Origin of the sequence: uncultured Campylobacter sp., from assembly GCF_938045535.1 — a bacterium.
Lineage (GTDB): Bacteria > Campylobacterota > Campylobacteria > Campylobacterales > Campylobacteraceae > Campylobacter_B.
In genome coordinates, this window is record NZ_CALIMQ010000020.1 from 1 (window position 1) to 23,506 (window position 23,506).

24 protein-coding genes are annotated in these 23,506 nt (G+C 48.8%); 6 read left to right on the forward strand and 18 right to left on the reverse strand.

The genetic code is table 11. From position 1 onward, the window contains the following. The first annotated feature begins 127 nt into the window (after positions 1-127). The 6 genes from Q0095_RS00860 to Q0095_RS00885 all read left to right on the forward strand — a co-directional run bounded on the left by Q0095_RS00860 (position 128) and on the right by Q0095_RS00885 (position 5,731). Positions 128-1,096, forward strand: coding sequence for an iron ABC transporter permease (locus Q0095_RS00860; RefSeq protein ID WP_297880481.1), 969 nt, complete (start codon positions 128-130; stop codon positions 1,094-1,096). Beyond that, on the forward strand, positions 1,093-1,866 hold the full coding sequence (locus Q0095_RS00865) for an ABC transporter ATP-binding protein (protein WP_297880484.1): 774 nt from the start codon (positions 1,093-1,095) through the stop codon (positions 1,864-1,866). The genes Q0095_RS00860 and Q0095_RS00865 overlap by 4 nt, the downstream gene beginning before the upstream one ends. Then, complete coding sequence (locus Q0095_RS00870) at positions 1,863-2,645, forward strand: ABC transporter substrate-binding protein (protein ID WP_297880486.1); 783 nt, start codon at positions 1,863-1,865, stop codon at positions 2,643-2,645. The genes Q0095_RS00865 and Q0095_RS00870 overlap by 4 nt, the downstream gene beginning before the upstream one ends. Next, on the forward strand, positions 2,646-3,860 hold the full coding sequence (locus Q0095_RS00875) for a radical SAM protein (RefSeq protein WP_297880488.1): 1,215 nt from the start codon (positions 2,646-2,648) through the stop codon (positions 3,858-3,860). After that, positions 3,857-4,360, forward strand: a complete 504-nt coding sequence (locus Q0095_RS00880) for a flavodoxin family protein (RefSeq protein WP_297880490.1) — start codon at positions 3,857-3,859, stop codon at positions 4,358-4,360. Before Q0095_RS00875 ends, Q0095_RS00880 begins: the two co-directional genes overlap by 4 nt. A gap of 684 nt (positions 4,361-5,044) precedes the next feature. After that, entirely contained in the window at positions 5,045-5,731 is a 687-nt protein-coding gene (locus tag Q0095_RS00885) for a hypothetical protein (RefSeq protein ID WP_297880492.1), read from the forward strand. A gap of 443 nt (positions 5,732-6,174) precedes the next feature. On the opposite strand, the gene Q0095_RS00890 is transcribed toward Q0095_RS00885, so the two are convergent. From Q0095_RS00890 to Q0095_RS00975, 18 genes are all read right to left on the reverse strand, one after another. Continuing rightward, positions 6,175-6,414: a DUF333 domain-containing protein gene (locus Q0095_RS00890; protein ID WP_297880494.1), complete on the reverse strand. Its 240-nt coding sequence runs from the start codon at positions 6,412-6,414 to the stop codon at positions 6,175-6,177. 416 nt (positions 6,415-6,830) lie between these two features. Then, positions 6,831-7,907 carry a phosphoserine transaminase gene (gene serC, locus Q0095_RS00895; RefSeq protein ID WP_297880496.1) on the reverse strand — a complete coding sequence of 359 codons (1,077 nt, stop codon included), beginning with the start codon at positions 7,905-7,907 and terminating at the stop codon, positions 6,831-6,833. Between the two features lie 10 nt (positions 7,908-7,917). After that, entirely contained in the window at positions 7,918-9,084 is a 1,167-nt protein-coding gene (gene xseA / locus Q0095_RS00900) for an exodeoxyribonuclease VII large subunit (RefSeq protein WP_297880498.1), read from the reverse strand. After that, complete coding sequence (ubiE, locus tag Q0095_RS00905; RefSeq protein WP_297880500.1) at positions 9,077-9,805, reverse strand: bifunctional demethylmenaquinone methyltransferase/2-methoxy-6-polyprenyl-1,4-benzoquinol methylase UbiE; 729 nt, start codon at positions 9,803-9,805, stop codon at positions 9,077-9,079. Before ubiE ends, xseA begins: the two co-directional genes overlap by 8 nt. A gap of 9 nt (positions 9,806-9,814) precedes the next feature. Next, on the reverse strand, positions 9,815-11,233 hold the full coding sequence (locus Q0095_RS00910; RefSeq protein WP_297880502.1) for a CHAD domain-containing protein: 1,419 nt from the start codon (positions 11,231-11,233) through the stop codon (positions 9,815-9,817). Positions 11,234-11,281: 48 nt separating this feature from the next. Next, complete coding sequence (locus Q0095_RS00915; RefSeq protein WP_297880504.1) at positions 11,282-11,692, reverse strand: Fur family transcriptional regulator; 411 nt, start codon at positions 11,690-11,692, stop codon at positions 11,282-11,284. A 64-nt stretch (positions 11,693-11,756) separates the two neighbouring features. Then, a complete protein-coding gene (gene dxs / locus Q0095_RS00920; protein WP_297880506.1) occupies positions 11,757-13,589 on the reverse strand; it encodes a 1-deoxy-D-xylulose-5-phosphate synthase in 1,833 nt (610 codons plus the stop codon). Next, on the reverse strand, positions 13,579-14,688 hold the full coding sequence (hisC, locus tag Q0095_RS00925; RefSeq protein WP_297880507.1) for a histidinol-phosphate transaminase: 1,110 nt from the start codon (positions 14,686-14,688) through the stop codon (positions 13,579-13,581). The genes dxs and hisC overlap by 11 nt, the downstream gene beginning before the upstream one ends. Next, positions 14,688-15,764 (reverse strand): prephenate dehydratase, encoded by a 1,077-nt coding sequence (pheA, locus tag Q0095_RS00930; protein WP_297880509.1) that lies wholly within the window; start codon positions 15,762-15,764, stop codon positions 14,688-14,690. Before pheA ends, hisC begins: the two co-directional genes overlap by 1 nt. After that, entirely contained in the window at positions 15,748-16,182 is a 435-nt protein-coding gene (locus tag Q0095_RS00935) for a hypothetical protein (protein WP_297880511.1), read from the reverse strand. The genes pheA and Q0095_RS00935 overlap by 17 nt, the downstream gene beginning before the upstream one ends. Next, positions 16,179-17,492: a diaminopimelate decarboxylase gene (gene lysA / locus Q0095_RS00940; protein ID WP_297880513.1), complete on the reverse strand. Its 1,314-nt coding sequence runs from the start codon at positions 17,490-17,492 to the stop codon at positions 16,179-16,181. The genes Q0095_RS00935 and lysA overlap by 4 nt, the downstream gene beginning before the upstream one ends. 45 nt (positions 17,493-17,537) lie before the next feature. After that, positions 17,538-18,584, reverse strand: coding sequence for an LptF/LptG family permease (locus Q0095_RS00945; RefSeq protein WP_297880515.1), 1,047 nt, complete (start codon positions 18,582-18,584; stop codon positions 17,538-17,540). Then, positions 18,581-19,138 carry an aminoacyl-tRNA hydrolase gene (pth, locus tag Q0095_RS00950; protein WP_297880517.1) on the reverse strand — a complete coding sequence of 186 codons (558 nt, stop codon included), beginning with the start codon at positions 19,136-19,138 and terminating at the stop codon, positions 18,581-18,583. The genes Q0095_RS00945 and pth overlap by 4 nt, the downstream gene beginning before the upstream one ends. Before the next feature lie 8 nt (positions 19,139-19,146). Continuing rightward, the gene (locus Q0095_RS00955; protein WP_297880519.1) at positions 19,147-19,683 is read right to left on the reverse strand and encodes a 50S ribosomal protein L25/general stress protein Ctc; all 537 of its coding nucleotides are present in this window, start codon (positions 19,681-19,683) and stop codon (positions 19,147-19,149) included. A gap of 249 nt (positions 19,684-19,932) precedes the next feature. Next, entirely contained in the window at positions 19,933-21,150 is a 1,218-nt protein-coding gene (locus tag Q0095_RS00960; protein WP_297880521.1) for a PilT/PilU family type 4a pilus ATPase, read from the reverse strand. After that, complete coding sequence (locus tag Q0095_RS00965; RefSeq protein ID WP_297880523.1) at positions 21,150-22,157, reverse strand: transaldolase; 1,008 nt, start codon at positions 22,155-22,157, stop codon at positions 21,150-21,152. The genes Q0095_RS00960 and Q0095_RS00965 overlap by 1 nt, the downstream gene beginning before the upstream one ends. Then, complete coding sequence (serB, locus tag Q0095_RS00970) at positions 22,150-22,773, reverse strand: phosphoserine phosphatase SerB (RefSeq protein WP_297880525.1); 624 nt, start codon at positions 22,771-22,773, stop codon at positions 22,150-22,152. Before serB ends, Q0095_RS00965 begins: the two co-directional genes overlap by 8 nt. A 31-nt stretch (positions 22,774-22,804) precedes the next feature. After that, a complete protein-coding gene (locus Q0095_RS00975) occupies positions 22,805-23,056 on the reverse strand; it encodes a hypothetical protein (RefSeq protein WP_297880527.1) in 252 nt (83 codons plus the stop codon). Positions 23,057-23,506: the final 450 nt, after the last annotated feature.

Sequence of the window (23,506 nt, forward strand, 5' to 3'; positions counted from 1 at the left end):
GCTGCAAAAATGATGGCGCCGGCCATGAAAATTTCATAAATTCCGCGCGCATAAATTCCTGGCACCGTTTAAATTTTAAAAATATCCGCCGCGACGAAATTTGCGCGTATAGTTCGCCTGGTGGACTATGAGCTTTAAATTTTATCTCTTTCTAATCGCAGCTTTCGTCTTGCTTGCTTTAGTGGCCGTTAGCAGCGGCGGAGCGAGCATTTCGCTAGGCGACATCGCGAAATTTTTCACCTTCGGTGAGATAGACGAGACCAAGCAGCTCATATTGCTGCAAATGCGCCTGCCGCGCCTCGTGCTTGGAATTTTAATAGGCGCGCTGCTGGCAACTTCGGGGGTGGTGGTGCAAAGCGTATTTTTAAACCCACTTGCAGATCCCTACATCATCGGCATCGCCTCGGCAGCGACTTTCGGCGCGGTCATAGCCTATCTGCTGGGGCTTAGCGACGTTTTTTACGGAATTTTCGCGTTTTTGGCCGCCAGCGGGCTTTCACTCGTAATCTTTAAGCTCGCAGCCCATACCCGCTCTATCTCTACTCTGCTGATCGTAGGCATCGCCGTATCGTCCTTTTTGGGCGCATTTACATCCTTCGCGGTCTATCTAATCGGAGAGGATAGTTTTAGGATTACGGCGTGGATGATGGGCTATCTAGGCGGCGCAAACTGGCAAAAGATCGCGCTTTTGCTGCCGCCGCTGCTGTTTTGCATGGCGTATTTTTACGCAAAGCGCCACGAGCTAAATATCATCTTAAACGGCGACGAGGAGGCGAAGTCGCTGGGGCTCAACGTCGAGAGGTCCAAAAAGAGCCTACTCATCGTCTCCTCGCTCATCATCGGCTTTTCGGTCGCGTTTACGGGTATGATAGGCTTCGTGGGGCTCATCATTCCGCACACGCTTCGCATGGCGCTTCATACGGCGAGCAACGCCGTGCTGATCCCTGCTAGCGCGCTTACCGGCGGAGTTTTTTTGGTTTTTTGCGACGTAATCGCTAAAAACGCCCTCTCGCCGGTAGAAATTCCAATCGGCGTGGTGACCTCCTTTTTCGGCGCGCCCTTTTTTCTATACCTCGCGTTTAGGAAGCATGCATGAAAATTTCGGCGCTAAACTTCAGCTACGGCAAGCGGGCGATCTTGCGAGGCATCGAGTTAAATTTAAAGCGAGGTAAATTTTACGGGATTTTGGGTCCTAACGGCTGCGGCAAAAGCACCTTGCTAAAAAACATATTGCAAATTTTAAAGCCCGCAAGCGGCATCATCGAAATAAACGGCAAAAAAGCAAGCGAATATAGCCTCAAAGAGCTTGCCGCGCTCATCGGCTTCGTGCCGCAAAAAACAGCCCTCGCCGCGCCGCTTAGCGTGAAAGAAATTTTGCTTGCGGGCAGATTTTGCCGCCTAAAAAGCGCATTTAGCGGCTACGATGCGAGCGATCACGCTAAAGTGGAGCAAATGGCAGAGCTTTTGGACGTGAAGAGATTTTTAAATCGCAGCGCGTTTGAGCTAAGCGGCGGCGAGTTCGGGCGCGTACTGCTTGCCAGAGCGCTCGTCAGCGAGCCTGAAATTTTACTGCTCGATGAGCCCACGGGCGCGCTTGATATGAACTACGCGATCGAGGCGATGAAGATCTGCGAAAATTTAACTAAAACGCTAAATTTAACGAGCGTCATCGTGCTGCACGATCTAAATTTAGCCTCGCTTTTTTGCGATGAAATTTTGATGCTAAAAGATGGCGCAGTGAGGTATCGTGGTAGCGCGAGCGAGCTTTTTACGCCGCAGATCATAAAAGAAATTTACGGCTTTGACGCCTTAATAGTAGAAGAAAACGGGGTAAAATTTATACTACCCAAAAAGGAGAAATTATGAAAAAAATTCTTATAGCTTTGACTGCGGCGAGCTTTGTATTCGCCAAAGGTCTAGTCGTACTTGATCCCGCTGCGGTCGAGATCATCTACGCTTTGGGGGCGCAGGATCAGATCGCTGCGATCTCAACTACCTCGATGAGCAAGATCCGCCCGGAGGCAGAAACCGCGAAACTACCTAGCGTAGGCACCTACGTCAAGCCAAATATGGAAAAAATCGTCGAGCTCAAGCCCGATCTGGTTATTACGAGCTTTCACTCCGCGGGCGTTAGCGAAAATCTACAAAAGCTGGGACTTAAGAGCCTTGCGATGGACGCAAACTCCACCGCAGACATCTGCCAAAACGTAAAGAAGGTTGCGACCATCGTAAAAAAAGAGAGCGAGGCGGATAAAATTTGCGCTCAGATGGATGGAATTTTTGCAGACAAACCCGCTCTTCGCGGCAAAAAAGTAGCGCTATTTTTTGGCTCAAACGCCACTATGGCTTTTAACGACAAAACCCTAGTAGGCGATATCTTCGCTCGCCTAGGCGCCAAAAATATCGCAGATGGCCTAAAAGGCAGCACGCCTTCGGTATCTGCCGAATACATCCTCGAGCAAAACCCCGATATAATCGTCGTCGTGGGCGGCGAGACGGAGGATTTTTTAAAGGCAAATCCGATCCTTAGCAACACCAAAGCGGTAAAATCGGGCAAAATTTTAAAAGCTCCGACGCTCATCTTGCGGGGCAGCCCGCAGATCGGCGAGACGGTGGATGAAATTTACGCGGAGGCAACGAAATAGATGTTTAAAGAACGCATTAAATCCCACCACCGCTCCAAACTTTTCGAGAGCGTTTCCGCAAGCGAAAACGAGCTGTTTGACGCACTGGAGCAGCCCGCGAAAGACAGCGACTGCGTGATCTATCTGCATGTGCCCTTTTGCGACAACATCTGCTCGTTTTGTTCGATGATGCGCTCCAAACTCGGCGACGAGCTGGACGAATACGCTAAATTTTTGATCCGCCAGATCAAAGACTACGGCGAGATGCCCTATTTCGATACCAAAAGCGTTAAAAGCATCTACTTCGGCGGCGGCACGCCGAGCGTATTTAGCGAGACGCACTTCGAAAAGGTTCTGGGCGCGCTGCATAAAAATTTCAAGATCGCGGACGACTGCGAGATCAGCATAGAAACCACGCTGCATAATCTAGATATGCAAAAAGCGCTCGCCCTGCAAAGCTTCGGCGTAAACCGCTTTAGCATCGGCGTGCAGACCTTCAGCAGACAGGGGCGCGCACTTCTAAACCGCGTGCATAAGCCCGCTCGCGCAATCGAGCGACTGAAGGATCTTAGAGAAAAATTTGACGGCATGCTCTGCTGCGACATCATCTACAACTTCCCGAACGAAAGCGTGGAGGAAGCGATCGCAGACGCGCGCTACGTAAATGAGCTAGGTCTAGATAGCGCTAGCTTTTACTCGCTGATGTTTTTCGAAGGCTCGGAGCTATCCAAAAAGATCGACACCTCCTACTACGATCTGCCGACTGATAAAAAGCTGCACCATGCCTTTGCAGAGGCGCTACTGCAAAGCGGGAATTTCGAGGTTTTGGAGCTTACCAAACTTGCTCGAAAAGGTCGCGATAACTACGGCTACATCAAGCTAAGCCACAAGGGCACGGATATCCTGCCTATCGGCAACGGCGCGGGCGGACACGTAGCGGGCTTCGGAATTTACGGCGTGTCGGGACACAAGATGATCTCGCGAATCGATGAGCGCGAGGCAAAATATAGCGTGCTAAACAATCTGTTTCAATACCCGATCGTAAATTTAAACGAGCTAAAAGAGGCTCTGAGTGCGAGCATTTACGACGAAGCGGTGCAAAAGCTCAAAGAATTTGAGAGCTGGGGGCTTTTGGAACTAAAAGATCAAAGATCGATCTTGAGCTTGGACGGAATTTTTTGGGGCAACAACATCAACGAAGAGATAGCAAACATTATTAGAAAGGATTTTGTATGAAAAAAATCGTGCTTTACACCTCGCAAACGGGTAACACAAAAAAGGTGGGCGACGCGATCGCCGAGCAACTGGGCTGCGAGAGTCTAAATTTCCGCGACTTTGAGGGTGAGGTCGATGATTACGATTTCATAGCCTTGGGCTTTTACGTCGATAAGGGCGAAGCCGAAGCGAAATTTATGCGCTTTTTACGCAAGATTCACGGCAAGAAGCTTGGCGTTTTTATGACTCTGGGCGCAGAGCCGGACGGCGAGCACTCGCGCAAGTGCCTGGATACCTTTGAAGAGGGGCTTAAAGCAAACGGCAACGAGATTATAAGGGAGTTTGCCTGCCAGGGCGCGATTGATCCGAATCTGCTTGAAACGATGCGCAAAATGGCGGCCGGCGGCAACTCGCCCCATCCTATCACTCCCGAGCGACTTGCGCGCTGGGCGGAGGCTGCGAAACACCCGGACGAGAAGGATCTGGCGGACGCGAAAGCAGCATTTGCGGGGATAGAATAAAATTTAAAGCAAGCCGCGCAAACCGCTGCGCGGCGAAACAAAATCAAATAAAATTTCACACTACTTAATGCGCGATTTGGAATTTTATCTTTTACTAAATTTGGACGATAAATTTCATTACTACAAGCAAATTTACCGCTGCACGCGCAGGTCTTGCTCTAGAATTTAAACGATAAAATTTCATTTCGCGCGCAACGGATCGGATAATGCCGCCGACCTTGCGCCGCTAATGCGCGCTATGAGCACGAAAAGCGCTTTTGTAAGTGACCGGCCCGCGAATACCGCGGCGGCGACCGTCGTCCAATACACCGCCCGCCATTTTGCGACGGCCTGAGCGTTAAAAATCCGCTTCTGCGAGCAAGTAGGCTGCGAGCGCTGCGGTCGCGATCATCGGCTACCGCCCGTCGTCACATGCCGCAGGTACCGCCGTCGGGTGCCACGCGATACCCATCCACCGCTACTAACCGCCCGCACGACAACCCGTCGCCGCTCATCACCCCGTCACGCGACACCTGCCGCCGCCAATCTCTCCGCCGCCTTGCCGCAGGATCAGCTCAAACCGAACCGCTAAATTTTAAATTCTACAAAAGTCTCATCGCGCATAAATTTTAATTCGGCAAATGCGCAAAATTTAGGTAAAATTCCACGCAAACGCTTTGACGATCAAAATTTAAAGGGGCGAAAATGACGAATTTCGAGTACGCGCGCCGCATTGACGAGGCTGCGGGGCTGGATCTTGATTTAGATTGCAAAGAGATCGATCTACAGGATAAGTTTTACGGACTTTTTCAGTGCTTTATGCCTGACGGCGTCGGCGTAGGAGCGGTGTTTGCGCCGCTGCAAAACGGCGAGGCGCTGCAAGCGCGCATAATGCCGATCTACGCAGTCACGGCGCAGCGGACGCGGGAGGCGTTCGATCAGGGCATGGCGCCCGGGTATTTTTGCCCACCGCAGGATCCGAAATTTAGTGGCGAAGCGCTTAAGAGCCTAGCTTTAGCGCACGTTCGGAATTTAAAAATTTTCGCCGAATTTCTAGGCAGGAGCGAGCTTTTAAAGATACTTGAGCAGATAAAATCCGCTCGCGTGCAGGAAGGTTTTGATTTTGCGCATAGTAAAGACGAGCTTGCGGACGCCGTCTATGAGACGATCACGGAGTGGATGATAGATACGCCTAAGCTCGATGCGAAGCTATGGGTGCTCGGCGAGGCGTACTATTCGATCAACTGCGATTATCTGCTACCTGTGTACTTGCAGTATCCAAACTACGCGCAAAAGCCGCAGGAGGACTTTTTGAAGCCCTACTTCGAGCTGTATCTAGCGGGACGGCAGATCACGTTTGAGCGCGGCGAGGTCGTGGTTTTCACGCGCTAAATTTACGCAGGCAAAGGAAGCGAATGGGCGCTCACAGGCGACTAAAATTTGAGTCTTTCAAAAAAAGGAAGCGAGCGACGTCCACGAACGGCTAAAATTTAAGTTCAGCAAGTATGGGCACAAACGCTTATCGCATATCCAAAAAAACCTGCGTCGTAATCGAGCAATCTAGTAGGTTTCCTGCGCGTTCAAATCACTTAAAATATTTCTGTCTTGCATAGCCGCCGCTTTCAGCGCCTTACTGGAGCAAAATCTCCGCACATCGTTGATGTTTGGATAATTGAATTTTTTCCATCACTCTGCTGCCATCACTTCGTTTGTGGCGCCCGAGAATTCACTCTCGCCAATGCTTGCTAGTTAGAATTCATCTAAATTTTAAAGAGGAATTTTGACGCAAAATTTTATGGAATTTCGCTGCTGCAAATTTCGCAAGCGATAAAATTCTATCGATTTACGCTCTTAAATTTACTCAAATCGCCGCCTGTTTTATAAAATTCTTCAGCGTCGATCATAGTGCCGTCAGGCAGCTTACAAACGGTGTAATCCACGCCGTTGCCGTCTTTGCGGACGATCAGCTCGCCGCCATTTTTGATACAAAAATCCCCAGCAGCGCTAGCCTCTGCGCTCACCGAAGCGAAAGCGCCCGCCACAAGCGCTACTGCAAAAAATCTCTTAAAACTCATTTAAATCCTTTCGTTTAATTTTGCCTGTTTTTAGGGTTAAGCTTAAATTTAGGCGCTAAATACGCTAAATCTGCACCTAAATAAATAAACCGCCGACCCTCCTCGAACACCGATAATAGCGTTTTGCATGTTAAATCCTACCTAATAAATCCCAGCAGCACCAAGTCCGCTCACCGCTGTAAAATCAAAGCCATCAGACTTCATCCAATGCAAAATTTTAACATCATAAAATTTTGCCTTCAATAAAATTCTAGCGGCGAAATCTAAGCCGCATCAAAGCTATTTCTACCGTAAAATACCTGCTATAAAAGCGAGGACTATGGCAAATACTAGCTCAGCGAGAAGGTAAGCGCGGATCCTAAACAATCTCGTCTATCAGTGCGAGCCGCGCCCAAACCCTCTAAATTTAACCGCCGCTAGCCGTTTTTGCGCGCGAACTCGCTCATAAAAGCGACTAGTTTTTCAACGTCCTCGTAGTTTATCGCGTTGTAGATCGAGGCGCGGATGCCGCCTAAAACGCGGTGTCCTTTAAGCCCGATCATCCCCGCTGCCTCCGCCTGCGCGACGAAAACGGGCTCAAGCGCGGCGTCTGCTATATTAAAGCTCACGTTCATCAGGCTGCGGCTATCCTTTTGCGCGTGGCCACGGTAAAAGCCGCCGCTAGCATCGATCGCGCCGTAAAGTAGCGCCGCTTTGCGCTTGTTGCGCTCATGCATCGCCGCAAGCCCGCCAATCTCGTCCTTGATCCAGCCGAGCATTAAATTTAGCATGTAAATTCCGAAAGTATTTGGGGTGTTACTCATCGAGTCCGCGTCCGCCTGCGTCTTGTAGCGCAGGATTATCGGCGTTTTGGGATTTGCGCGGTCCAGCAGATCCTTGCGGATCGCTACCATCGTGACGCCAGCTGGCCCGCCGTTTTTCTGAATGCCGCCGTAAAACATCCCTACGCTGCTAAGATCCACGGGGCGCGAAAACAGATCGCTCGAGCTATCGACTACGAGCGGGCAGGCGCACTGCGGTAGCTGCGAATACTGCGTGCCGTAGATAGTGTTGTTTGAGCAGATGTAGCCGTAGTCGGCGTCGTCAGAAAATTTAACCTCGGGGATGCGGTCGAATTTACTCTCCTCACTGCTTGCGACCACGCGGTAGTTTATGCCGAGCACGCCCGCTTCCTTGATCGCTTTGCTCGTCCAGTTGCCCGTGTTGGCGTATTCTGCGACGCCGCCTGCGTATAGGTTCATCGGCACCTGCGCGAACTGAAGGCTCGCGCCGCCTTGCAAAAATAAAATCGTAAAATCGTCCGAAAAGCGATAGAGATCGCGCACGCGGCTCATCGCGCTATGCAAAACTTCCTCGAAAATTTTAGTGCGGTGCGAGATCTCCATTATCGAAAATCCGCGCCCCGCGTAGTTTAGCAGCTCCTCTTGCGCCTGCTTTAGCACGCCCAGCGGGATGGTGCTAGGTCCTGCGCTAAAATTTATTACTCTATCCATTTTGACTCCTTTAGATGATTTTTGCGTTTTTGCTGAGCTGCTGCGAGCAAAGGACGAACTCGTCGCCCGCGGCAAGCTCGCCTAAGGTCACCGTTTTGCCGCCCTTTTGGATTTGAACGAGATCTTTTGTAATCTCAAAAAATTTCGCCTTTTGCGCCAAAAGCTCATCCTTAGCGCTTAGCGTATGCTCTGCGGCGCTTAGCTTTGAGTCCACGAAGTTTTTAAATTTAAGCTCGAAATTTAAAAGCTTTGCAAGCGAGCCTGAAATTTTTGGCTCGACCGATTTTGATTTAAGCTGTAAAGCTGCGAGGCTCAGCACGTTTTGTGCGGATGAAATTTTATCTTTTATCAGCCTATCAAACGCGTCGCTTACGCCGTCTAGGCTCTGAAAGATCGCGCAAATATCGGGCAGCAGATCGATCATCGCGGCGGTGGGCGTGAGGCTTCGGTGATCGGCTACGAAATCGCTGATGCTAAAATCGATCTCGTGCCCGACCGCCGAGATGACGGGCGTTTTGGCCGTGTAGATCGCGCGAGCCAAGGCCTCGTCGTTGAAGCACCACAGATCCTCGCGCGAGCCGCCGCCGCGAGCGATGACGATCGCATCGTAGCCCTTCGCGTCGGCTGCGCACAGCGCGCTTATGATCGAAGCAGGCGCGCCCTCGCCTTGCACTAGCGCGTTATACAGATCGATTTTACAAAGCGCGAAGCGGTCCTGCGCCGTGCGAAGCATATCCGCCTGCGCTGCTGAGCCCGCGCTCGTGATGATCGCGATGCTTTGAGCAAATTTCGGAAGCTGTTTTTTGTGCGAGGCATCGAAAAGCCCCTCTTTGCTAAGCCTTTCTTTTAGCGCGGCAAACGCCGCTTCCAGCTCGCCCTCGCCGCTTTTGCGGATATTTGAGACCTGGATCTGATATGCGCCCGTGGGAGCGTATAGCGAGACTTTGCCGCTTACGATGAGCTTATCGCCCACGGCGGGGATAAAATTTATCCGCGCGGCGTTAAATTTAAACATCGCGCAATCGATCGCCGCGCTCGCGTCTTTGATCGTGAAATACCAGTGTCCGCTCGTGCTTTGAATTCTAAGCTTAGATATTTCGCCCTCGACCTCGACGAAGCTAAAGCTTGTCTCCAAAAGCGTCTTGGCTTGGGCGTTGAGCTCGCTTACGCTAAGCATCGTCGCTCTTTCGCGCGATTTTCTCCGCGATGAAAAGCGTGCTGACGTCGAAGCTGAAGCCCTTTTGCACGCGCAGCTCAAAGCCCGCATTTTTGAGCTTTTCGCTAAAGCTCGCGGCGTCTAGGAAGCTACCGATGGAGCTTGGTAGATACTCGTAGGCTTCTTTGTTTTTCGAGATGAAAGCGCCGATTTTGGGTAAAATTTTACTCACGTAAAAATCTCTGATTTTAAACGCGAGCCCGCCGCTCGTGGCTTTGGTAAATTCCAAAACCACGAGCGAACCGCCCGGTTTGATGACGCGATTAAACTCCGCAAGCGCCGCGTCCAGCTCCACGACGTTTCTTATGCCGTAGCTGATGCTTAAAATATCCACGCTCGCATCATCCAGCGTCGTGGCGCCTGCGGTCGCTTTGATAAACTCGCAGCTAGGGAATTTTTGCTTCGCCACCTCGAGCATACCTTCGCTAGGATCGATCCCCACGATCCGCTCGATCTGCACGCCGTACTGTGCCGCGCCGTCGCGCCACGAGCTTATCATATCGCCCGTGCCGCACGCGACGTCGGCGATACTCACGAGCTTTCCCTTAAGCTTTTCAAGCGTCAGCTCGACCGCTTTTTTGCGCCACGAAACGTCCACGCCGAAGCTGATGGCGCGGTTTGCCAGATCGTAGGTAGGCGCGATCTCATCGAACATCTTTATGATTTTTTCCTGTTTTTGCACGGGCTTTCCTTATTCGTATGCTTTGATTTTGCGCAGCGATCTTTTCAGCGCGCGCAAAAGAGCCTCTTTTTCATTTAAAATTTTTTCCTCCAGCTCGGCGCGGCGATCGTTTAGGCGGGCGTCCAGAGCCAGTAGATACGCAAACGCGACGCCGCTTTTATCGCTTGCTTTTTGATAGATCGCGATGAAATTTTGACACACGCTGATATCTTGCAGCGCGCCGAAATCCTCGCAGGCAGCTTTGGTGCGTTTAAACAGCTCCCTGACGCAGCCCTCATCAAAGCTTCTTGCAAAAATTTCAAGCGCGTATCGCAGCCTCTTTAGCCCTATACGCGCGTCGTGAAATGCCTGCAGCGATGAACCTTGCTGTAAATTTTTTAGCTCCGCGCGCAAGCTTTTAATCAGCTTGCAAAGGCGGGCGGAGGCGAACTTTTTTGAAATTTTTTCATATTCGCTGCGCGCGTAGATGCCGTCCGCGCCGTTTAAAAAGCCGCTAATAGCGCCGCTTAAATCTGTAAATTCCGCGCTAGAGAGAAATTCTAAAATTTTATCCTCCGAGCGCTTTGCGATAAGATTTAGCTGCTGCAAAAAGCTCGCAGGCGCGTCGTCGGCCTTCAAAAACTCCGCAAAAACGTGAAGGTCTCGCAGCTGATTGCTGCGGCTCATAAATTCTGCGAGCAGTTTTAAAATTTCATCCTTTTTTTCCGCTTCGAAAAGCGGCGCGGATAGCTTTAGAAGCGCCCTTGCCTTGCGGGTTTGCACGCGCAGCTCGTGAAGAGCTTCGGGGGAGAGGTTCTTTTGATACTCGCTTTTTGCGCCGCATGCCCGTATCCACGCTAGCTCAAGCGCCAAGCGCGCGAGCTTAACGCTGTCCGCATAGGGCGGCGCGAAAAATTTAACTCGGCTAAATTTTTTAAAAACGTTGCGAGCGTGTGCGAAATCAAGCGAGCGCGGCGGGATGCCGTAGCGCGCCAGATAGCGGCTTTTGTAGCGGTAATCGTCTGTGATCTCGCAAAAATCGGTGCTGCCGAAGGTTTTTGCAAAATCAAAATTTGCGCTAGAGAGCTCGTCTTTAAATTTAGCCCGCAGCACCGCTAGCATATTTAGCTCGCCGCCGTAAAGTTCTAGCCAAAACTCCGCCTCGTCGTTAGCAAAGCCGTAGCGGTTTTTTTGCACGACGCGGGCGATCCTGCTTTTTAAAGCCTCTTTGAAGTCATCTTTTGAAATTTTAAAATTTAGAGTTTGTCTGTCGAGATCCTCTTTTTTGTGGTGCAAAGAGCATTCGTCGTTTTGGCGGATATAATAAATTTCGGGATAGAACGAAGTATAAAACCAAGTGATCTTTACCTTGCGACATTTCAGCCCCGCACGCTCTAGCGTCCGCAGAATCGAATCGTCGCTCAATAAAAATTTACGCTTAGTTTGCATACCCGCTCCAAAAATAAAGTGGGTAATGATAGCAGAAAATTCTTTAAACTATCTACACTTTTCGCAGTCTTCGACCGTAGCCGTGATATTTAGCTTGCGGATGAAATTGCCCGCTTTGCGCTCGATGTTTTTCAAAACGTCCTTATTAAAGGCATCATCCATGAAAAGATCCGTGACATTGCCGCATTTTTCGCATACGACGTGGATGTGCGGCATCTGATAAATGTCGTAGCGGCTCTTTTTATTCGGCGCATTGACCTCGACTACGACGCCCTCGTCGAGTAGGGTGTTTAAATTTTTATAAACAGTCGCTAGTGAAATAGATGGATAGTCCTCTTTGATCCCCTCGTATAGGTCCTCTATGCTTGGATGCTCGTGGCGATCAAGTACCTTTAGGATACATAATCTTTGCGGAGTTGCTTTCAAACCGCAGGTTTTGAGTAGTTCTACGTGGCTCATTTTTGTCCTTCAAAAATTTTAAAGTGATATTATCAAATTTTACTTTAAACAAAGTTGATATTAACTAATACTTTTTATCACTTAATATTCGCTCGGTTAGAGTTTGGATATCCAAGCCCAAGCTGCGCTCCACGTCGGCGGTCTTGCCGTGCGGTAAAAAGATATCGGCAAACTCGAAGCTCACGATCTTTACGTCCGAAATTTCATTTTCTTGCAAAAATGCGCTTAAAATTTCACCGACGCCGCCCTTTTTGGCGTTATCGCTAAAGACATACCAAATTTTATCTTTGTGAGCTAAACTTCGTAAAAACTCGGCGTCTAAAGGCTTTGCAAAGACTAGATCTATGACATCCGCCTCCATCTGCCCCTCTAGCGCTTCAGCCGTTTTATACGCTCTGCCAGCGCCGTTTCCGTAGCCGATGAACGCTACTCGCGCGCTATCGCTGCGCTTCAGAAACACCGATTTTGCAAGCTCTACTGCAGACGCGCCGGTCTCGTCGCAGTCCAAGATAAAGCTTCCGCGCGGATAGCGTATCGCCAAAACCCCCTCATGCGCGTAGGAGTACTCGATGATCCGTTTAAAGCTCGCCTCGTCTCGCGGCGCGCACATACTGACGTTTGGGATCGCATTTAAGAAGCTCACGTCAAAGACCCCCTCATGCGTCTCGCCGTCCTCGCCCACGATGCCGGCGCGATCCATCGCAAGGACTAAATTTAAATTCATAATCGCCGCATCGTGAACGATCTGATCGAACGCGCGCTGCATGAAGGTCGAATATATCGTAACGTACGGCTTAAAACCCTCGCGCGCCATCGCAGCCATCGAGCTTAGCGCGTGAGGCTCGGCGATCGCGACGTCCCAGAAACGGTGCGGAAATTTCTCGATCAGCTTATCCATACCCGTGCCGCTTGGCATCGCAGCGGTTACGCCCACGACGTTTTCATGCTTGGCGGCCAAATTTAAAAGAGCCTCGGCGTAAATTTGCGTGGCGCTTTTGGCGGCGGATTTTTTCTTAAATTCTCCGCTTTGAATATCGAAAGGCCCTACACCGTGCCAGCTCTCCAAATAGCCCTCGGCCTTGTCATAGCCTTTGCCTTTGATCGTTTGAGCGTGCACGACGACCGGTTTGCGCGCGCTTTTTGCCGTCTTTAGCGCCGATATTAGATCCTCTAGATTATGTCCGTCCACGGGACCGATGTAATCAAGCCCAAGCTCCTCGAAATACATCCCGGGGATAATGAGTTTTAAGGAATTTTCAAAGCGCTTTGCCATATATGTCGCGCTTTGCGGAGCGTGGGAGAGCAGCTCTCTTACATGGGATTTAAATTTTTGATATGTCTCGCCCGCCATCGCTTGGCTTAGGTATTTGCTAAAGGCGCCGATCGGCTTGCTGATGCTCATTTTGTTATCGTTTAGGATTATGATGCAGGGCAAGCGCAGATCGCCTAGCTCATTCATCGCCTCATAAGTCATACCGCCGCTCATTGAGCCGTCGCCGATGAGCACCACCGGCACGCGATCTTCGCGCTTTAGACTGATCGCTTTTGCCGCACCCACGGCTAAAGAGATCGACGTCGAGGCGTGTCCTGCGACGAAGTAATCAAATTTACTCTCGCTAGGCTTCGTGTAGCCGCTGATACCGCCGAACTGCCTAAGCGAGCCGAACTCCTCCCAGCGGTCCGTTAGAAGCTTGTGCGCGTAGCTTTGATGGCTCACATCGAAGATAAACGGATCGCTCGTGACGTCGAATACGTAGTGCATCGCTACGATGAGCTCGACCGCGCCCATATTTGAGCTTAGATGGCCGCCGTTTTTACTCACGACTTCGATGATGCGCGCTCTGATCTGCGCACAGAGCTCTCGTAGCTCCTGTAAATTTTTGTTTTTAATATCCACTCAAAATCTCTCCCAAAGCGCCCAAGACGCGATCGTTTTGCCCCTGTGTGCCGATCGTGATACGCACGGCGTTTAGCCCGTAGTTTTTTAAATTTCGAATGATGATGCCGCGGCGCAGAAGCCTATCGCAAAGCTCGCTACTATCTATCGGCGGACTAAGTTTAAACGTGATGAAATTTGCGTAGCTAGGGATAAATTCCAAATTTCGCTCGCGCACAAAATCTTCAAAGCGGCTCATCTGCGCGGCGTTGTTTTGTAGGCTCTTTTGCACGAAAGCCTCGTCTTTTAGCGCCGCAATCGCCGCTGCGAGGCTAAGCGTCGTGATATTAAAAGGCGGTCGCAGCTTATAAAGCGCACTTATGATTACGCGCGGCGCGATACCGTAGCCTACGCGCATGCCGCCCAGCCCATAGACCTTAGAGAAGGTGCCCAGATAGAGCACGTTTTTAAAATTTTGAATTAAAAGCTTAGGATCAAGCCTCTTGCGCTCATCTTTAAACGCCGCAAATTCGTTGTATGCGGCATCGATCACTAAAAGCGTGTTCTCATCCACGCTGCCAGCGAACTTATACACTGCCTCCGCATCCAAGCATTCGCCCAGCGGATTGTTCGGCACGCACAAAAAGATGACCGAAATTTCATCTCTATGCGCGTTATAAATTTTTAAAAGTTCGGCTAGGTCGTGCTCCTGCGCGCTCGTTTTGTAAACTTTAGCCTCGCAATGGCTTGCGTAGATGCCGTACATCGCAAAGGTAACGCCTGCTTGCAGTATCGCGCGGCGCGAATTGAGCTTGGCGTGCAACGCAAACTCGATGATCTGATCGCTACCCGCGCCGATGATGATATTTTGCGGCTCCACGCCGAATTTCGAGGCGAGCGCGCCCTTTAGCTCATACATCGAATCATCGGGGTAAAGATGCGCATAGGCGGCATTTTGCACGATTGCATCCTGCACCGCTTCGCTAGTGCCGAAAGGATTTTCGTTGCTAGCAAGCTTTAACACGTCCTGCTTGCGGATACCAAACTCCCGCACCACAAGCTCGATCGGTTTGCCCGCTTCGTAATTGCTTAGATTTTCTACAAATTCGTTAAATTTCATCACTCCCCTCCGTTTATGTAACTTCCCAGCCAGGTGATTTCGTGGCCGTTTTTCTGCGCGTTTTGCAGCACGCGCGCCACGCGCTCATCGTCGATGTGTCCCTCAAAATCGACATAAAAGATGCATTTAAAATCTCTAAGCTTAACAGGGCGGCTTTCGAGCTTAGTTAAATTTATCCCCTCGTTGCGAAACATCTGCAAAAAGTCCACGAGCCCGCCCGGGCGGTCGTCGGTTTTGGCTAGGATGCTCGTTTTGTTGCGGTCGCTCTTTTGGTTTTTAAAGTCGCTCAGTACGAAAAATCGCGTGCGATTGGCGGAGTTGTCCTCTATCTTTTGAAACATCATAGGCACGCCGTAAAGATCGGCGGCGATCTTGGAGCAGATCGCGGCGGAGTGCGGCGTGGCGGCTGCCATCTGCGCCGCAAGCGCGGTAGATTTGGTCGCGGTAAATTTAACGCCGCTAAGGCCGTGATCGTCTAAAAATTTAAGGCACTGATTGTATCCTTGCGGATGCGAGAATATCTGATCCACGGTGCTTACGTCGTCGCAGTGGCTCGCAAAGCAGTGGTGGATGTCCATATAAATTTCGGCGACGATCTTGACGCCCTCGTATTTTCGCAAGCAATCAAGCGTCGCGCCCACCGCGCCCTCGGTGTTGTTTTCGATCGGCACGACGCCGTATTTAGCCTCGCCACTATCAAGCTCTTTAAAGACTGCTTCGATGTTTGAGAGTGGTAGATAGGAGCTTACCGCGCCAAAACGGCTCTTGGCGGCTTGGTGCGAATAGGTGCCGAAAGGCCCTAAAAAAGCGACTATCTGCGGCTTTTCTAAATTTCGCGAAACCGAGAAAATTTCAAAAAATATCGCCTCGATCGCCTCTTTGCTTAAATTTTGCGCCTTTCCGCCGTCCAGCCTGCTGATGATCGAGCGCTCGCGCTCCGGGCGGTAGATCGCGCTGCCAGCGGTCTGCTTCAGCTCGCCGATCTTTTTGACAAACCCCATGCGCTCGTCTATAAGGCGCAAAATTTCATCATCCAGCCTGTCAATACAAACGCGCAGATCATCGATATTTTGCATCACAACCCTCCTTTTGCTCGCCCCTAAATTTCGGTTTTAAAAATTTCACGCCGCCGCTCTTGCCGCAGGCTTTGAAATTCTTACCTCGCGATCTTAAAATTTCATCGCTTGCGATTGCCGCGCCGCAACTTTTGCACGCTAAGAAGGCGCGATAAAATTCGTCGCGACGGGATCTGAGATTTAAAGAGCCGAGATTAAAATTTAAAGCGGGGCTTTGTTTTGCCGTAAAATTTAGAGGCGCATTTTGTTCGGATCTGAAATTTAAAGCGCGGGTGCATTTGGGCTTGGAATTTAAAGCGGCGGTGCGTTTAAAATTTAAGGCCGCGCTCGTTGCGGCATTAAAATTTAAAGCCGCTGCGCGTTCGGATTTGAAATTTAAGATTGCGCCCCGTTTTGGACGGCTTGCCGCGCGGATCATACGAAATCCTTTTCTAGCGCGATTAGATCATCAAAGCTCTCGCGCTTTCTAATTAGGCGGTCTTGTCCGTCGTAAACCGCGACTTCGGCGGCGCGGCAGCGGGTGTTGTAGTTGCTCGACATCGAAAAACCGTAGGCGCCGGCGCTTTTGATCGCGAGCAGATCGCCGCTTTGCAGGCTAGGCAGGCTAACGCCTTTGGCCAAAAAGTCGCCGCTTTCGCAGATCGGGCCCACGACGTCGCAGAGGCTCACTGCGGCTAAATTTATACCGCCCAAAATTTTTTCATCCACACACGAGCAATTTGTTTGATCCGAGCTTGTACGGCCTAAATTTACTTCGCTCGCGCCGGATTCGTCTAAATTTATACCCCCCGAAACGCTAACGATCTCGATGGCGTGGTGCGCGCCGTAGAGGCTCGGACGTATGAGATCGTTCATCGCGCCGTCGACGATAACGAAGCGCTTGCCGCAGTTTTGTTTTTCGTAAAGCACGCGGGTAAGAAATACCCCCGCAGCCCCCGCGATGAAACGCCCCGGCTCGCACACGATCGTGACATCTAGCTCGCTTAGGCTGCGCAAGATCCCCTGCGCGTAGTCGTAGAGCACGATCTGCTTTTCATCCTCGTAGCGGATGCCGATGCCGCCGCCCACGTCGAAAAATTTTATATCGATCTCAAGGGCTCGCAGCTCGCGCAACAGATCGCTTACGATCTTTGCCGCGTCGCAGATCGGAGAAATGTCCGTAAGCTGGCTGCCGATGTGAAAGTGGATACCGACGGGATTTAAAAATTTGCTCTTTTTGGCGTAGATATACATCTTGCGCGCGGTCTCGATGCTGACGCCGAATTTGTTCTCATTTAGCCCCGTGGAGATGTAGGGGTGGGTCTTGGCATCGACGTTCGGATTTACGCGGATGCTGATACGAGCGGGCTTATTTAGCTTTTGCGCGATCCGCTCCAGGCGCAGCATCTCAGCTTCGCTTTCTAAATTTATCAGCAAGATATCCGACTTTAGCGCAAATTCTAGCTCGCTATCTTGCTTGCCGACGCCAGAGAATATGATCTTATAGCTCTTTGCGCCGATATACAGAGCGCGGCGCAGCTCGCCGATGCTGACGCAATCAAAGCCGCTGCCCAGATCCGATAGAAATTTTAAAATGCTTAAATTAGAGCTTGCCTTGATCGCGAAGCAGACGAGCGACTTGCGCGCTGCGAAGGCCTCTTTGAGCGCTATGAAATTCTTTTGTATCTCGTTAAAATCGTAAACGTATAAAGGGGTGCCGTATTTGCGGGCTAAGCTTGAATAATCCATAGAATTTCCACCGATAAATTTTGCGCCATTCTAACAAATCAAGGCTTAACGATGCTTAAAAACTAAAAATGCTGCAAAGCCTAATAGCGCTGTTATGGGCACGATAATGCCAAGTTCTGGGATGATGACGCCGTTGAGAGAAAACCTAATCAACACAAAAAGCACTCCCCAAGCGCATAGCGTAGCGATAAAAAATCCAAAGCTTAGCAGCGCAAGATTAAAAAACCGTCCCGTAACGGGCAGATAATAATACAGAACCAATACTGCCAAAGGCGCAAATAACGGAAAAAATATCATATTATAAAGGCTTGCTTTTATGGTGGAGATATTCACGCCTTGATGCGAAAATGTGCGGATCGAACGCAAAGCATCCCTGATCGAATATACATTACTCGTATCATAAACGCTTGCAATTGAGCTTGGATCAAAGCCCTTAAGCGCCTCGCTCTGCGCGCCAAGCTTACTTTTTAATCCACTTCCTCCAAGTTTAAGCTGCGCTGGTAAAGTAGTGGTATTTACGTCGCGCAGATGCCAAATTTTACCTGCGTATTCGCCAGAGCTTGCATGCGAGCGTGAAGCAACGGAGTTATCACCCACATCAAAGATCGTTATATCATTTGCGTTTTTGCCGTTTAGAGCTTTGATGTAGATATATTTACCCTCAAATTTCAAAAACATATCTCCCCCCGTAGGCGATAAATCGGTTAAATTCTTTTGAAATTTTAATGCGTATGCAAACGGGGTGGAATTTAAAGCTATAAAGCCTGCAGTAATCGCAAGTGCGATCAAAAATGGAGGGATTATCAGAGCGTTTTTGCTAACCCCAAGCGCATAAAAGCTCACCAGCTCGTTGCTTCTAATCATATTAAACATCATTAAAATCAGCGCGAAAATGAGGCTTAGCGGCAGCGTGTAGCTAAGCGCGACTGCAGCCGTTAGGGCGATATACAAAAGAGCGGTATTCGCGCTTGAAGGAAAATCTTTGAGATTGGTAAGCACATCGATGCCTACATAAAAGCACTCAAGAGCTATTAGCAGGATAAAAAAATACTTCAGATAGGAAAGAGCCGCGTATTTTACGTATAACTTCACGCCCTAGCCTTTTTAATCGTAAATTTTTGCGCGATCTGCTCTATATCCGAGCAAATGAGCTCCTCTACTGCGCGCGCGACATAGGGTAAAATTTCGCTCAGCTTCTCGCGCTCGCTTTCGTTAAAATTTCCGAGCACGAAATTTGCCGCGTCCTGCCCCTGCTGTTTTTTACCCACGCCGATACGCACGCGCTCGTAATCCGCGCCGATTAGCGCGTCGATCGATTTGATCCCGTTGTGCCCGCCGCTACTGCCTCCTTTTTTAAATTTAACGGCGCCCAGATCCAAATCTATATCGTCGTGCACCACGATGATGCGCTCGGGCTTATAAAAATCATTCACTGCCTTTACGGAGTTGCCGCTTAAGTTCATAAAAGTTTGGGGCTTTAAAAGAAGCAGCGAGCCCTTTTTAAAAAGCTCGCCTTGGAATTTAGACGAGCCGAGCTCGCTAAAGCCGCCCGTCTTTAAAATTTCGTCGATTAGCATAAAACCGACGTTGTGTCTGGTGTCTGCGTATTTCTGAGCAGGATTCCCAAGTCCTGCGATCAGTATCATAGGCGCCCCTATTTAGCCGAAGTAACTCCGACTACCGCTACTGAGCCGTCTAGGATGATGCTGACGCCCGCTTTTACCGGAATGTCACGGATCAAAAGCGAATCGCCTACGTCAAGATCGGTTACATCCAGCGTAAAACCGTTTGGTAGATCTTTGCCGGCGCATTTTACGGCGATACGGCGCTTGGATTGCACCAAAATACCTTTATTTTTTAGCCCTTTAGCGACGCCAGTTACCTTAACCGGCACTAAATATTTGCTTACGACGTCATCCTGAACTACGCGCAAATCTACGTGAGTTAGGGTATTTGTGACGGGGTGTTTTTGGTATTCTTGCACTATAACGCGATATGTCTTACCGCCCATGCTAACCTCGAAGGGAAGATCTTCTTTTGCGCGCATAGCCTTGATAAAGTCGTTTACCTTAAACGCTGCGTTAATATTTTCAAATCCTTTCGCATAAATATTAGCGATTAGATAACCATCTCGTTTTAGGGATTTTGAAGCCCTTTTACCGATACTATCTCTAACGATACCTTCTAACATTAGGTTTCCTTTGTGAAAAAATAAAGCGTGATAATAGCTAAATGTTGCTTTAAATCTATTTAAGCGCCACGATGAAATTTAGAAGTAAAATCGCACGGAATTTAGCCGATTAAAATTTACGCTAAATCCTGCAAGTCACGGCATATTTGTACACAATGAGACAAACGAATAGAATTCTGCCTGCGCGGCAGCAGGCAGAATTCTTTAAAATTTCAAATTGAAAGAATTTAGAATTTTAAAATTTATGGCTCAGCGAATCTCTTTTAGCTGCACAACTTCGCCTGCAAGCATCTCCTCGGCGCTCTCTCCCGATTCTGCAGCCAAATCCCTTTTTTTGGCAAGATCGACGTTTTTGATCTGTAGATCAAGGTCGTTTCGCTTAGAGGCCTTATCCAGCGCCTCCTCACGGGTGATGACGCCGTCTCTGTAAAGATCGAGCAGGTGCTGATCGAAGGTCTGCATGCCGTAGGTGTTGCGACCGTCGGCAATCGCGTCTGGAATTTCATCGTCACGCGCATCAAGTATCATATCCTTAATACGGGTGTTTTTGCGTAGAATTTCAACGACGGCTACGCGCTTGCCCTCGATAGTACGAGCAAGGCGCTGAGAGATGACCGCCTCTAGGACGGACGCTAGCGTCATTCGGATACGCTCCTGCTCAGCCTGCTCAAACATCGCGATGATTCGGTTTACCGTCTCTTTTGCGTCAATAGTGTGCACCGTCGAAAACACTAAGTGGCCCGTTTCCGCGGCGTGAAGTGCGGTCTCGATCGTTTCTAAATCGCGCATCTCGCCCACGAATATTACGTCCGGGTCCTCTCTCAGCGCGGCGCGAAGCGAATCTGCGAAGTTGTTGCAGTCCTCGCCGATAGCGCGCTGATTGATGATGCATTTATCGTCTTTAAATACGAACTCGACGGGATCCTCGATCGTAACGACATGGCTGGTTCTTTGCCTATTTATGCGATTTATCATACTTGCGATAGTGGTCGTCTTTCCGCTTCCCGTAGGTCCCGTAAGTAGCACGACGCCGCGCATAGCCGTGTCGCAAATATCTTTGATCGAGGGCGGCAAACCCAGCTCGTCAATCTCTGGAATTTTAACGGGGATCGTTCGGAAAACCGCGCTAATACCGTCGATTTGAAAGAAAATATTAACGCGGAAGCGATAATCTTCGTTTAGCTTGTAGGTAAAATCCACGCTCTTTCTCTCGATGAGCTCCGGAAAGCGCGTAATGAGCAGCTCTTTGGCTAGCGTCATCGCATCCTCTTTTAAAAAAGGCGTCTTGCTAAATTTTACTAGCTCGCCGTGGATGCGCCCTCTGATAACCGCGCCCGATTTTATATGAAGGTCGCTACCGCCATTTTGGATCAAAAATTCCAGATATTTATTTAGCCTATCTCGCTGCTTAAAATCCAGCGTAGAAGCGTCAACTTGATACTGCGAATAATCTATAGAACCCGCCATCATTTCTCCTTTTTAAGTGTTTTTATTATCTCTTTAAATGCTTCTTCAAAGGCCACCAGTCCGTCATCCAGCAGCTTTTTATACGCCTTTTTCATATCGATCTTCGCATCCGCTACTCGGGCAAAAAAATGCTCTATCTCTTCATCGCTCGGCGGCATTTTAGGCTTTTGATCGCCGCTTATAAAAGCCTCTATCGTCTCAAGCGGCGCGGTATTTACGCAGCCCGGATACATTAGCTCGCTGACGTAGTAGTCCTTCGGCAGATCATCTCCTTTTACGCCTGTGCTCGCAAACAGCGGCTTTACGTAGTTTAAATTTTCTTTAGCGATGACATTGTAGCATTTTGAAGCGTTCATCGTGCTGATTTTGCCGGTAGGAAGGCCTGCCGCGGCCATTTTTTCATCCAGCAGCCTATCGAAGCGGCTAACGAAGATGCTAATTACGGTTTTTGGTAAATTTGCTTTCGGGAAGTAGCGGCGAAAGCCCGCGATCCCCTCTTTTATAGCCTCGATACATTTTACGGTCTGTTCGGGCGAAAAAACTAAGGTCGCGTTTACACTGATCCCCTTTTTTAGTAGATCGCGCATCGCTTCGTAGCCCGCCTTGGTTGCGGGGATTTTTATCATTACGTTTGGCATGCCGATCGTGCCGTATAGGTGTTTGCCCTCGCGATACATCGCCTCGGCGTCGTCTGCGAAATACGGATCGACCTCGATACTCACAAAGCCGTCATCGCCGTTAATAAAATTTTTAAGCAGGCTCTCCGCCGCGCTTCTGATGTCCGCGGTGGCTAAAATTTCATACAGCTTTTTAGGCTCTTTTTTTCTAAATTCCTCTTTAGCCGAGTCGTATGCAGAGGAGATTAGGATCGCGTTTTTAAAGATTGCGGGATTGGAAGTCGCGCCGTTAATTATCCCTTTTTTGATCAGCTCGTCGAAATCTTTATCGATAAAATCGCGCTCCAAAAAGTCGCACCAAAGGCTGAAATTTAGGGCTTTATCATACATATTTCATAATCTCCTTCAAATCCTTTTTTTCAATGCAGACGCTCGCCTCGCTTTTTAAAATTTCATTCGCGCAAAAAGCAATTTTAAGTCCCGCCTCGCGAAACATCGAAACGTCGTTCGCGCCGTCTCCCACGCACATTACTTCACTTGCGCTTAGGCCCATCAGCGATTTAAGCTGCGCAAGCAGCGCGCCTTTTGAGTAGCCAAACATCATCTCGCCGCCGAAAAGTCCGGTTAAAATTCCGTTTTTTTCATGCAGATAGTTTGCAAAGCTCGCGTCAAAGCCTAGTTTTTTCTGCGCGGCGTCGGTGGCAAGATGAAATCCGCCGCTAAAGACGATCACCTTTATGCCTTTATTTTTCAGATACGCGATGATCTCGCTAGCGCCGCAAACGAAAGGCAGGCTTTCCGCGATAGCTTTAGCATCGCTAAGCTTCATCCCCTTTATCAGCGCCACGCGCTCGCTAAGACTCTCGAAAAAATCAAGCTCGCCCGCCATCGCGCGCTTCGTAATTTCGCTAACTTGTCGCTGCGTGCCCATTTTAGCGGCGAAAAAACCTATCGTCTCGCCGTCCATCAGCGTAGAATCAAAGTCGAAAACACAAAGCTTTATCATAAATATCCTCGCAAAAATTTAGGAATTATAGCTAATTTAAGTTTAAGTTTTTTGGAATTAGCATAAATTTTTCGCTTTTTGAGACCTCGTAAATTTTGCTCCTAACCCCGAACGAGCATAAATTTATATATTTTTTTTCGCCAAAATATAAAATTTCATCTTGATGATAGTGCCCTTCGATGATTAAATTTGCCGTATAAAAATCGATCTTCGGCGCGATTATATCCTTAAAATCCAGCATTTTTCTGTAGAGGTTTTTCCCCTCCTGCGATTTTAAGATCATCTTTGAAATTTTAAATTTTAAAGATTCTAACGGAAAAATTAGATCACATAATTATAATTTAGAATTTATTTTTAACGAAGGATTAACTTGGTCAGCATTATCCTCTTCTCTTTTTTCTATAAGAAAATTACCCATAGGGTTTTTATTTGATAATTCAGGAAGTTCTCTTTTTCAAAAAGAAAAAGCCTCATTAAATTATTTATTATTTATACTAAATAATAAAGTAATAAGTGTATTTTTAGAATTAATAAATTCCACATTAAATTATCAACCAGGAAACTTAAATAAAATTCCTATTATATATAAACATAGTTATAATAATGAAATCAATTTATTAGTTCAACAAAATATAGATATTTCCAAAAAAGAATGGGATTTAAGAGAAACCTCTTGGGATTTTGAAAAATTATCTTTGATTGATGGTAAAGATTTAAAAAGTGCTTTTGAAAA